The sequence below is a fragment of the Streptomyces sp. JHA26 genome (genome assembly GCF_002005565.1).
Taxonomy (GTDB): domain Bacteria; phylum Actinomycetota; class Actinomycetes; order Streptomycetales; family Streptomycetaceae; genus Streptomyces.
This window is the reverse complement of sequence record NZ_BDJC01000016.1, coordinates 111,146-121,989: the sequence shown is the minus strand read 5'-3', so window position 1 is coordinate 121,989 and position 10,844 is coordinate 111,146. Positions and strand designations below refer to the sequence as shown.

Annotated in this window: 10 protein-coding genes; 4 read left to right on the top strand and 6 right to left on the bottom strand. The window is 70.1% G+C overall.

Annotated features, from left to right (window positions below; genetic code table 11):
* Window positions 1–144 precede the first annotated feature (144 nt).
* A complete protein-coding gene (locus tag JHAT_RS13175) occupies window positions 145–1,599 on the bottom strand; it encodes an endo-1,4-beta-xylanase (RefSeq protein ID WP_077798307.1) in 1,455 nt (484 codons plus the stop codon).
* A 746-nt stretch (window positions 1,600–2,345) separates the two neighbouring features.
* Between JHAT_RS13175 and JHAT_RS13170 the strand changes: the two genes are divergently transcribed.
* The 4 genes from JHAT_RS13170 to JHAT_RS13155 all read left to right on the top strand — a co-directional run bounded on the left by JHAT_RS13170 (window position 2,346) and on the right by JHAT_RS13155 (window position 6,253).
* The gene (locus tag JHAT_RS13170; RefSeq protein ID WP_077798306.1) at window positions 2,346–3,812 is read left to right on the top strand and encodes a non-reducing end alpha-L-arabinofuranosidase family hydrolase; all 1,467 of its coding nucleotides are present in this window, start codon (window positions 2,346–2,348) and stop codon (window positions 3,810–3,812) included.
* A gap of 232 nt (window positions 3,813–4,044) precedes the next feature.
* Entirely contained in the window at window positions 4,045–4,857 is an 813-nt protein-coding gene (locus JHAT_RS13165) for an SDR family oxidoreductase (protein WP_077798305.1), read from the top strand.
* A 97-nt stretch (window positions 4,858–4,954) separates the two neighbouring features.
* On the top strand, window positions 4,955–5,452 hold the full coding sequence (locus tag JHAT_RS13160) for an NUDIX domain-containing protein (protein WP_077798304.1): 498 nt from the start codon (window positions 4,955–4,957) through the stop codon (window positions 5,450–5,452).
* 105 nt (window positions 5,453–5,557) lie between these two features.
* Complete coding sequence (locus JHAT_RS13155; RefSeq protein WP_216353432.1) at window positions 5,558–6,253, top strand: sugar phosphate nucleotidyltransferase; 696 nt, start codon at window positions 5,558–5,560, stop codon at window positions 6,251–6,253.
* Between the two features lie 6 nt (window positions 6,254–6,259).
* Here the strand turns inward: JHAT_RS13155 and JHAT_RS13150 are convergent, their stop codons facing one another.
* The 5 genes from JHAT_RS13150 to JHAT_RS13130 are packed head-to-tail and all read right to left on the bottom strand — an operon-like array spanning window position 6,260 to window position 10,784.
* Complete coding sequence (locus JHAT_RS13150; protein ID WP_077798303.1) at window positions 6,260–7,393, bottom strand: DegT/DnrJ/EryC1/StrS aminotransferase family protein; 1,134 nt, start codon at window positions 7,391–7,393, stop codon at window positions 6,260–6,262.
* Window positions 7,390–8,460, bottom strand: coding sequence for a CDP-glucose 4,6-dehydratase (gene rfbG, locus JHAT_RS13145; RefSeq protein ID WP_077798302.1), 1,071 nt, complete (start codon window positions 8,458–8,460; stop codon window positions 7,390–7,392). Before rfbG ends, JHAT_RS13150 begins: the two co-directional genes overlap by 4 nt.
* Window positions 8,461–8,486: 26 nt before the next feature.
* A complete protein-coding gene (locus JHAT_RS13140) occupies window positions 8,487–9,263 on the bottom strand; it encodes an SDR family NAD(P)-dependent oxidoreductase (protein WP_077798301.1) in 777 nt (258 codons plus the stop codon).
* Window positions 9,244–10,038 carry a hypothetical protein gene (locus JHAT_RS13135; protein WP_077798300.1) on the bottom strand — a complete coding sequence of 265 codons (795 nt, stop codon included), beginning with the start codon at window positions 10,036–10,038 and terminating at the stop codon, window positions 9,244–9,246. The genes JHAT_RS13140 and JHAT_RS13135 overlap by 20 nt, the downstream gene beginning before the upstream one ends.
* Window positions 10,035–10,784 carry an SDR family NAD(P)-dependent oxidoreductase gene (locus JHAT_RS13130; protein ID WP_077798299.1) on the bottom strand — a complete coding sequence of 250 codons (750 nt, stop codon included), beginning with the start codon at window positions 10,782–10,784 and terminating at the stop codon, window positions 10,035–10,037. Before JHAT_RS13130 ends, JHAT_RS13135 begins: the two co-directional genes overlap by 4 nt.
* Between the last annotated feature and the right edge of the window lie 60 nt (window positions 10,785–10,844).

The window sequence follows — 10,844 nt, the reverse complement described above, 5'->3', positions numbered from 1 at the left end:
GCGCGCGGTCGGGGGCGGGAGGCCGCCGTGGAACCGGAGGCCGGGCCGTCGTGGCGCCCCCACCGGGACGCGCCGATCGCGTGGGCCGCCGCCACCGGGGCGGCGACCCACGCGATCACCAGAGATGTCTTCGTGCAGGACCTGTCAGGCGCGGGTCCAGCGCTGGTTGCTGCCGTTCGAGCAGGAGTAGAGCTGGATCGAGGTGCCGTTGGCGGTGCCGTTGCCCACGGCGTCGAGGCAGAGGCCGGACTGGACGCCGACGATGGAGCCGTCGGAGTTCAGGCGCCACTTCTGGTTGTCGCCGCCCCAGCAGCTGTAGATCTGGACCTTGGCGCCGTTTCCGGTGCCGGCGGCGTCCAGGCACTTGTTGCCGTACACCCTCAGCTCACCGGCGTCGGTCTGCGTCCACTGCTGGTTGGTGCGGCCGTTGCAGTCGTACAGCTGGACCTGGGTGCCGTCGGTCGTGCTCGCGTTGGGCACGTCCAGGCAGCGGCCCGAGCCGACGCCCTTGATGGCGGTGCCGTCGCCGGGCTCCTCCGGGTCCGGGTCACCGCCGCCGCCGTCGCCGCTGTTGAGGGCGTTCAGCACGGCGGAGTACGCCGACTTCTTGCTGCCGTCGTTGTTGAACAGCAGAGGGGTGTCGCTCGAACGCCAGGAGTCCATGTCACGCACGCCCCAGACGGTCACGCCGAGGCAGCGGGAGACGGCGAGGCAGTCGTTGACCACGGCGGAGTAGGTGTTCGGCGACGCGCCCTGGATGTCCAGCTCGGTGATCGCCACGTCGACACCGAGCGCGGCGAACTGCTGAAGCGTCGTGCGGAAGTTGCTGTTGTAGGGGCTGCCGCTGTTGAAGTGCGACTGGAAGCCGACGCAGTCGATCGGCACGCCGCGCGACTTGAAGTCCTTCACCATGTTGTACATGGCCTGGGTCTTGGCCCAGGTCCAGTTCTCGACGTTGTAGTCGTTGTAGCAGAGCTTGGCGGACGGGTCGGCCGCGCGCGCGGTGCGGAAGGCGACCTCGATCCAGTCGTTGCCGGTGCGCTGCAGGTTGGAGTCCCGCCGGGCGCCCGAACTGCCGTCGGCGAAGGCCTCGTTCACGACGTCCCACTGGGCGATCTTGCCCTTGTAGTGGCCCATCACGCCGTTGATGTGGTTGATCATCGCCTGGCGCAGGGTGCTGCCGCTGAGGTTCTGCATCCAGCTGGGCTGCTGGGAGTGCCAGGCCAGGGTGTGGCCGCGCACCTTCTTGCCGTTCTGCACCGCCCAGTTGTAGACGCGGTCGGCGGAGGAGAAGTTGAACTGACCGCGCTGCGGTTCGGTGGCGTCGATCTTCATCTCGTTCTCGGCCGTCACCATGTTGAACTCACGGGACGCGATCGACGTGTAGGTCGAGTCGCCGAGCTTGCCCGAGGCGATGGCGGTGCCGAAGTAGCGGCCGCTCTGCGCCGCCGCGGCGCCGAGCGTGCTCTCGGCGGCGTGTGCGGCCGGCGGCGGCGCGGCCAGTGCGGCGGCCATGCCGAGGGTGCCGGCGACCAGCGTCGGCAGCAGAAGGCGGACCTTCCGCCGGACAACGGGTCTGAGCAGGGCGTTCGAGCCCATGGCTGTGCCTCCAAAGGTTGGGAATGACGGGATCACCGGGCACCGCGGTCATGAGCCCCGGGAGGATCTCCACCGGTACGGACGGGACCGGTCGGCAGCCGAGTGACGCACGTGGGCGGGCGGCAGCGGTCTTCCGGCACAGACACGGGTTGCTCCATCGCGGCTCGGCCGGGAGGCCGTCGCGCGGCGCCGCGGACCTCTCCCGCTGCACGTTCTGCTGCGTGGAGGGCCGGGATGCGCCGGCGCAGGCCTCACCGGGACGGAAAAACGGGGTGGCGCAGGTGCTTCGGTGCACGGGTCCTTCGTGCATCTGTGCGCGGCTCTGCAGTGCGGCGCCATCTGCCCGGGACCAGCACAGTTCGAAATACCGTCCTGTGGTCGGGTTACCAGACAGGATGATTGAGGGGTTGACGGTGACTCGTCAACCCTCGTGACGGGAGAAGTTTCCGATTCCTATCCGAAACTTTCGACGCTGTGTTGAGGCGGGCACACCCCGGGGCCGGCGTGCCGCACCCCACGCCACCTGCGGTTCCGTGGCCGCTGCACGGGATCGCCACCCTCGAACCGAGGGGCTGTTTGCGGACAGACCGGTAACAGGCCTTGACCGCGGGGCCCCTTCTCCCTAGCTTGTGGCGTCACGGAACCGGGATCACACCGAAACTTTCGATCTCGCTTCCGTCCCGGCGCGGCCGCCGCCCCGCGGTTCACCGGCGGCACCCCCACCTCGCCCCCAAGGAGGCCCTCCGATGCGGTTTCGCCACTCGTCCCCGGTCCGTCCAAGACGCTTACTCGGCGTCCTCGCGCCCCTGCTGCTGATGGCCGCCTTCCTCGGCGCCCAGCCCGCCGAGGCCGCGACCGTGGACACCGACGCCTCGTACGTGCTGGTCAACCGCAACAGCGGCAAAGCCCTCGACGTCTACAACATGGCGACCGGCGACGGCGCCCGCATCACCCAGTGGACCAGGAACGACCAGAGCCAGCAGCAGTGGCAGTTCGTCGATTCCGGGGGCGGCTACTACCGCATCAAGTCCCGCCACTCGGGCAAGGTGCTGGACGTCTACAACTGGTCCACCGCGAACGGCGGCTCGATCGTCCAGTGGTCCGACCTGAACGCCGCCAACCAGCAGTGGCGACTGGCCGACAGCTCGGACGGCTACGTCAGGCTCATCTCGCGCCACAGCAACAAGGCCCTCGAGGTGCAGGGCGCCTCCACCGCCGACAACGCGAACGTCGTCCAGTACGACGACTGGGGCGGCGCCAACCAACAGTGGCAGCTCGTCAAGGTCGGCACCGACACCCCCGGCTCGTGCGACCTTCCGTCGAGCTACCGCTGGACGTCGACGGGTGCGCTGGCCCAGCCCAAGCAGGGGTGGGTCTCGCTCAAGGACTTCACCGTCGTCCCCCACAACGGCAAACAGCTCGTCTACGCGACCACGCACGACACGGGGACGAGGTGGGGGTCGATGAACTTCACCCCGTTCTCCGACTGGTCGGACATGGCCTCGGCCGGGCAGAACACGATGTCCAACTCCACCGTCGCACCCACGCTCTTCTACTTCGCGCCGAAGAACATCTGGGTGCTCGCCTACCAGTGGGGCAGGACCGCCTTCTCCTACCGGACGTCGAGCGACCCCACCAACCCGAACGGCTGGTCGTCCGAGCAGGTGCTCTTCTCCGGCAGCATCTCCGGCTCCGGGACGGGACCCATCGACCAGACCCTCATCGGTGACGGCACGAACATGTACCTGTTCTTCGCCGGCGACAACGGCAAGATCTACCGGGCCAGCATGCCGATCGGGAACTTCCCCGGCAGTTTCGGCTCCACCTCGACGGTGGTCATGAGCGACACGACGAACAACCTGTTCGAAGCCCCGCAGGTCTACAAGCTGAAGGGCCAGAACCGCTACCTCATGATCGTCGAGGCGATCGGCTCGCAGGGCCGGTACTTCCGCTCCTTCACGGCCACCAGTCTGAACGGCTCGTGGACGCCCCAGGCCGCCACCGAGGGCAATCCCTTCGCCGGCAAGGCCAACAGCGGCGCCACCTGGACCAACGACATCAGCCACGGCGAGCTGATCCGCACCGGCCCCGATCAGACCATGACCGTCGACCCCTGCCACCTGCAGTTGCTCTACCAGGGACGCAACCCCGCCTCCGGCGGCGACTACGGCCTCCTGCCCTACCGTCCGGGTCTGCTGACACTGCAGCGCTGACGGCACGGCACGGTCCCGGCTCCGAGGGAGAGCCGGTGCGGCGGGCCCGGCCAGAGGCCGGGCCCGCCGCACCGTGCTCCGAACGCCCCGGGTCACCCGCCCGCGCAGCGGAGGACGTCCCGTGACCGTCCTGCGGCACCCGGGCGGTTTTCCCCTTGTGCGAGCTTTCGTCCGGGGTACCCGTCACCGATCACGGCATGCGCGGATCGCTCACGCGAAAGGTGACACGACAGTGAGTACACGGAGCACACGACGCGGCACGGCCCTGGTGACGGGGGCCTCCTCCGGCATCGGCGCGGCCTACGCCGGACGACTGGCCTCCCAGGGGTGGGACACCGTCCTGGTGGCCAGAAGGAAGCAGCGGCTCGACGACCTCGCACACCGACTGCGCGAGGCGACGGGGACCGCGGTGGAGACCCTCGTGGCCGACCTGTCCGATCCCGACGACCTGGCGGAGGTGGCGCGGCGCGCGGCGGGCGACGACATCGGGTTCCTGCTCAACAACGCGGGCATCAACGGTTACGGCCCCTTCGCCGGACTCGAACCGGAGCTCATGACGAAGGTCGTCGACATCAACGTCCTCGCCGTCACCACGCTCACGCGGGCCGCGGTCCCGGCCATGCTGGAGCGCGGGCGCGGCACCCTGGTCAACGTGGCCTCACAGCTGGCCTTCGCGGGCGCGCTGCCACCGCATCCACTGCCCGAACGCGCGGTGTACGCCGGCACCAAGGGCTACGTGGTCACCTTCACCCGCACGCTCGCCGCCGAGCTGGCCGGCACCCCGCTGCGGATCCAGGTGCTGTGCCCCGGACTGACCGCCACCGAGTTCCACCGGTCGCGCGGCGACACGCCCGTCCCGGGGCGTGACCAGTCCGTGCACGAGGACGGCGGCATGCCCGTGGACCAGGTCGTCGACGCGTCACTGGCCGCGCTGGACACCGGCGAGGTGGTCTGCGTACCGGGGCTCCAGGACCCGTCCCTGACCGACGGTCTGGCCGAGGCCGAACTGGCGATCCGCACGGCGGCCCGCCGGGGCGGGAGCTGACCCGGCGTCACGGCGCAGGGCGCCCCGCAGCGGGTCGCGGAGCCAGGAGCACGCCGGCGCACTGGTTGCCGGCGCAAGGGCTTGGCATGCTGACTTCATGACGGCGGTGGAGGCGACGGACATCGACGGCTTCCGGCACGAGGTTCCTTCGGCGGAGCTCTCGTGGCGGCCGAGCGTGTACGCGGTGCTGCTACGGCAGGACACCGTTCTGCTCGTCCCGCAGAAGAAGAGAGGATTCGATCTGCCGGGCGGGGGCGTGGAGCTGGGGGAATCGCTTGCGGAGGCAGCCGTCCGGGAGGTCGGGGAGGAGACCGGCCTGCGGATCGACCCCGGTCCTGTCGTGGCGGTTCGTGAGTCGTTCTTCCTCTGGGCACCGGACGATCCGGCGGCCCGCACGGCCTACCAGTGCCTGATGTTCTACGTCACCGCCACCGTGACCGGCGGGAGTCTGAGCACCGAGGGTTTCGACGAACGGGAGCGGCAGGACGCCGACCTGGCCCGCTGGACGCCACTGGACGACCTCGCGACGCTGAAGGTGGCGAGCAGCGTCGATTTCCGCCCCGTCGTCATGTCCGTCGCCGGTCGGCGCCGTTGAGAGTTCGAGTCCGGCTTCCTATGCTGACCCGGTACGGATGCCCCTCCCTTTCCTCGCACGGCTTGACACACGTCCGGACCAGGCCGACGTAAGGATGTATCGCACGTGGAGCCGTTGTCACTGGTGGTTCTGGCGGGAGGACGGGGAAGCCGCCTGGGCAGGATCACCGATTCCCGGCCCAAGCCACTCGTACCGATAGGCGGCCGGCCCGTCCTGTGGCACATTCTCCGAGCCTACGAAGCCGCGGGTGTCTCCCGTACCGTGATCGCCGGCGGGTACCGCGTCGAGCAGGTGAGACAGGCCTTTTCCGGCGACGGGACGGTGGAGGTGGTGGACACCGGTCAGCACACGGGCACCGCCGGGAGACTCCTGCGGCTCGCCGACCGGCTGCCGGACACCTTCTGCCTCACCTACGCCGACGGCCTCAGCGACGTTCCGCTGTCCGACGTCATCGCTCTCCACCGCAGTCGACGCCCCCAGGCGACCATCACCGCGGTGCACCCGCCTTCACGTTTCGGCGCCCTTGCGCTGTCCGGAAGCGCGGTCACCAGCTTCGAGGAGAAGACCACACTGCAGTCGGTCTGGGTCAACGGCGGATTCATGGTGCTCGACAAGAGCGTTCTGGGCCTCGTGGCGGGCGACGCCACCAGCCTGGAGCAGGAAGTGCTGCCCAAGCTGGCCGCCGGCGGGCAGCTGGCCGCGTACCGGCACGAGGGCTTCTGGCACCCGATGGACACCACGACGGACGTGGAACGGCTGAACCGGCTCTGGCACGGCGGAGCGCCGTGGCGGACCTGGTAGTCCCGCTCACCTCTCGCGCCGCACCCCGGTGACCGCCTCTTCCAAGGTCGCGCACACGCGGTCGATCTCGGCCACGGACATGTCGTGGTAACTCGGCAGATTGACCGCCCGCATCGCGAAGGCCCGCGCGGCGGGGCAGACGTCCGAGGTCTGCTCGAACAGCGGCAGCGTCGAGAGGCTGGGGAAGACGAGGCGGGCGTCGATCCCCGCTTCGAGGAACCTCTGGCGCAGATACCGGCCGGAGACACCCGCCGGCTCCAGGCACTCGGCGGTCGGCATCCAGGCTCCGAGTCCGTCCTGCTGCCGGCAGGCGTTCAGACGCACGAAGGGGAGTCCGTGCAGACGCTCGCGGTAGAGCTCGAGGATCCGCCTCTTCCTCCGGATCAGCTCGTCGAGCCGTTCCACCTGACCGAGCCCCAGTGCCGCCTGCAGGTTCGACATCCGGAACTTGTAGCCGATCGTCTCCGGCACGAAGTCCGCGGCCCGCCCCGGTGCGCGTCCGTGGTTGTTGAGGACGCGCACGGCAGCGGCGAGATCCGCGTCCCGCGTCAGCAGCATGCCACCCTCTCCGGACGTGACCGTCTTCGTCCCGTGGAACGAGAAGACGGAGAACCGGCCGAGGCTGCCGGCCCGGTGCCCGTCGATCGACGTACCGATGCCCTCGGCGGCGTCCTCGATCAGCGCGACTCCTCGCCTCTCGCACAGCTCCGCCAGCCCCACGACGTCACAAGGATTGCCGTACAGGTGTACGGCGATCACGGCACGGGTCCTGTCGGTGAAGCGGGATTCCACGGACTCGGGGGTGATGCACCACGTCACGGGGTCGATGTCGGCGAAGCGGATCGTCGCGCCGAGGTGGACGGCAGGGGCGACGGACGCTATCCAGGTGATGTCCGGGGCGATGACCTCGTCCCCCGGGCCGACTCCGAGAGCCGCCAGGCCGAGGTGGAGGGCACCGGTCGCGCTGGAGGTGCTCACGGCGTGCGGAACACCCACATGGTCGGCGAACGCGCCTTCGAAGCGCCGGATGTAGTCGTAGCAGTGCTCCCCCCACCCGCGCGTCGCGGCGTCCACCACGTAGCCGATCTCCAGGTCGGTGATCGAGGGACGGGTGTAGGGGATGCCGTCGTGTCGCGTCATGCCGTCTCCCCGCTCTCGTACGCCCTGATCATGTCCCGGCACACCTTCAGCGGCTGTTGCCCCTCGTGCACGAGCCGGTACCAGCGGAACGTCTCCCTGATCGCTTCGCCGACGCCGAATCTGTTGGCGAAGCCGAGCTCCCGGCGGGCTTTCGAGGCGTCGATCCGCAGCCAGGCCGCTTCGCGGGAGACGTCCTCACCGCCGCCGAGGACCGCCCTGCCCGCCGGGTACAGGGCCTGGGCCAGGGCCACCACGGAGGCGACGTCGACGGCGGTGTCGTCCGCGCGCGGGCCGAAGTTGTAGGGCCCTTCCGGAGCCTCTCCCCGGGAGAGCCTCTCGGCGAGCGTGAGGTAGCCCGTGAGGACGTCGAGCACGTACTGCCACGGGCGTACATGGCGGGGGTTGCGCACGACGACCGGCTCTCCCGCGTGCCATGCGCGCACGATGTCCGGGACGAGCCGGGACTCCCCCCAGTCCCCGCCTCCCACGACGTTGCCCGCACGAGCGCTCGCGACCCGGATGCCGACCGGGCTCAGATAGGCGTCGCGGTAACACTCCGTGACGAGTTCGGCGCAGGCCTTGCTCACCCCGTACGGCTCGTTCCCGCCGAGCGGGTCGGCCTCCCCGTAGCGGTTCCCGGGCCCCCGGTTCCGGTAGACCTTGTCCGTGGTCGCCACGACGACGGCGGTCGTGGACTCGCAGCGGCGCACGGCTTCCAGCAGTACCGCCGTGCCCAGCACGTTGTGCGAGAGGGTGCCGCACGGATCCGCGAAGCCGCGCGCGACGATCGCCTGGGCCGCCAGGTGCACGACGATCTGCGGCTGTGCGGCCTCGATCGCCCCGCACAGCGCGGGGAGGTCCCGCACGTCTCCGCGGAGGTCCCGGCAGACGCCCCGCACGCCTGCTGCCGAGAACAGGCTCGGATCATCGACCGTGGGCAGGCTGAATCCCGTCACCTCGGCTCCCAGATGATCGAGCAGAACGGTCAGCCAGCTCCCCTTGAACCCCGTGTGTCCCGTGACGAACACCCGCTTGCCGGCCCAGAACTCCTCGGTCAGCGTTCCCATGCGCACGCGTGCCCCCCGGGCTTTCCTCAGTACGTCAGCAGGCCGCCGCTCACGTTGAGCACGGCTCCCGTCATGTACTCGGCCGCGTCGGAGACCACGAAGCCCACGACCCGGGCGATCTCCGCGGGTTCGGCCGGGCGCTGCCAGGGGACGGCCGCCGTCTGACGTGCGAGCGCCTCCGGGGAGAGCTGGCCGCGCAGCATCTCGGTGTCGACGAGTCCCGGCACGATCGCGTTGACGGTGATGCGCAGAGGCGCGAGTTCGCGTGCGATGCCGCGTACGAGAGTCACCACGCCCCCCTTGCTCGCCGCGTAGGCGAGGGAGCCGTCGTATCCGCCCGTCCACCAGGCGTCCGAGGCCAGGGCGACGATCCGGCCACCGGCGCCCTGGTCGCGCATGACCCGGGCGCACTCCTGCGCCAGGAAGAACGTGCTCCTGAGGTTGGTGCGGATGTGCAGCTCCCAGTCCTCGTCCGCCACTTCGAAGAACGGAGTGCGCCTCAGAACGCCGGCGGCGTGGACCAGGATGTCGACGCCGCCCAGTTCCCGCTCGGCAGCGGCGACCACGCGGCGCGCCGACCCGTTCGCCGAGAGGTCCTCGGCCACCTGGGCGACAGGTGCGTTCCGCCAGGCCTCGAGCTCGCGCACACCGCGGTCGACGACGCAGACCGCGGCGCCCCTGTCCACGAGCAGGCGGGCGACCGCCGCCCCGATGCCCCGTCCGGCTCCCGTCACGACGGCCCGTCTGCCGCGCAGGCCGTGCGTGCCGGGGCCGTCCGCGTCCTCAGTCCGCGACGATGCCATCGACGTACCGTTCGGTGAGGGTCGAGTCGTACGCGGGCAGGACGGCGGCGGCGCCGGAGTTCTCCAGGAACTCCTGCAGCCGGGAGGACTCGTCCAGTGACCGGGTCAGTCCCACGGGCGTCCGCCCGTCGAAGTTCTCGTGGTGGAAGATCCCGTCGGTCCAGACCACCGGCCCCTTCCGCGTGCCGATGGTGACGGCGAGGGATTCGGGATGGTGGACGCCCACGGCCAGCGAGGTGATCCCGGGCGCGATCACGTCCCGGTCGTCGAGGAGACGGACCCGGTTCCAGGCGTCGGACAACAGGTACTCCATGACGCCTCTCGGCATGGACAACTCACGTCTCTGCGTCTGGTCGAGCACGTGGCGGCGCGACGGTGCGAGGAACTCGGCCCATCCCGAGCGCAGCAGGTGCACCCTGGCACCGGGGAACTCCCGTACGTCCGAGACGGAGTAGGCCTGGAACGGGGAGAGAACGACGTCGGTGACGGCTCCGGGGTCGATGCCGAGGGCGCGGAGCTGATCGGGCACGGGCGTGCCGAACCTCATCCTCGCCCGGGGATGGCCCGCGTACTCCTCCCACAGCCGGTCCAGTTCCGGATCGGCGCGTGACATCCCCGCGTTGAGGAGCACGCAGCGGGACGCGTTGCGGATCAGTACGGCCGAGAAGGCGAGGGTGACCCACTCGTCCCAGTGGCTCATCCAGAAGACCTCCGGTCCGCGCACGTCCGCCCGGCCGAACTCCAGCAGGCGCACCGCATACCGGTCGTCCGTCATGCGCTGAACCCCCCGTCGACCAGAAGCGTCGCCCCGGTGGTGAACGAGGAGGCCGGGGACATGAGGAAGTACGCCGATGCGGCCACCTCGTGGGGCGAGGCGTATCTGCCGAGGGGATGCGCGGCCAGCTCGGCCGCGACGGCCTCGGCGTACGGCACCGGTCTGGCCAGCATGTCGGCGTGCTGCATGGGGGTGTCCACCGCACCTGGTGCGATCACGTTCACCCGGATGCCGCGGGGGGCCAGCTCCCGTGCGAGCGCCTTGGCGAGCATCAGGAGTCCCCCCTTGCTGGCGCAGTAGGCAGCGAAGTTCTCGGCACCGTGCAGCGAGGAGATCGACCCGGTGAACAGGATCGACGCGCCGCGGCCGAGGAAGGGCAGCGCCGCGCGCGTGACGAGGAACGCCGCCGTCAGATTGGTGCCGATGATCGTGTTCCACGTCTCCACCGAGGTCTCCGCCAGGCCCTGGTAGTGGGCCACACCGGCGTTGCTCCAGACTCCGGACAGGCGCGTGCCCGGCGGGACCGCGGCGGCGAAGGCGTCCTTCACGCTCTCGGCGTCGGAGACGTCGCAGGCGGCGAAGACGGCGTCCCCTCCGCGGTCCCGTATCTCCGCGGCCACCGCCGCACCGGCCGGTTCCCGGTCGAGCAGGACGACGGCGGCTCCTCGCTCGGCGAAGAGGAGGGCGCCGGCGCGCCCGATTCCGGAAGCGGCCCCCGTGATGACCACTCGGTCCTGGATCTCCACTCGGTCTCCCTTCGCGTCGGCCGCGTGCCGGTGGGCGGGTCGCCCTCCTCCTGCCGGGTG

Coding starts and splice junctions, on each gene's coding strand:
- JHAT_RS13175 (WP_077798307.1), bottom strand. CDS start 1,599: ATGGGCTCGAACGCCCTGCTCAGACCCGTTGTCCGGCGGAAGGTCCGC.
- JHAT_RS13170 (WP_077798306.1), top strand. CDS start 2,346: ATGCGGTTTCGCCACTCGTCCCCGGTCCGTCCAAGACGCTTACTCGGC.
- JHAT_RS13160 (WP_077798304.1), top strand. CDS start 4,955: ATGACGGCGGTGGAGGCGACGGACATCGACGGCTTCCGGCACGAGGTT.
- JHAT_RS13150 (WP_077798303.1), bottom strand. CDS start 7,393: ATGACGCGACACGACGGCATCCCCTACACCCGTCCCTCGATCACCGAC.
- rfbG (WP_077798302.1), bottom strand. CDS start 8,460: ATGGGAACGCTGACCGAGGAGTTCTGGGCCGGCAAGCGGGTGTTCGTC.
- JHAT_RS13140 (WP_077798301.1), bottom strand. CDS start 9,263: ATGGCATCGTCGCGGACTGAGGACGCGGACGGCCCCGGCACGCACGGC.
- JHAT_RS13135 (WP_077798300.1), bottom strand. CDS start 10,038: ATGACGGACGACCGGTATGCGGTGCGCCTGCTGGAGTTCGGCCGGGCG.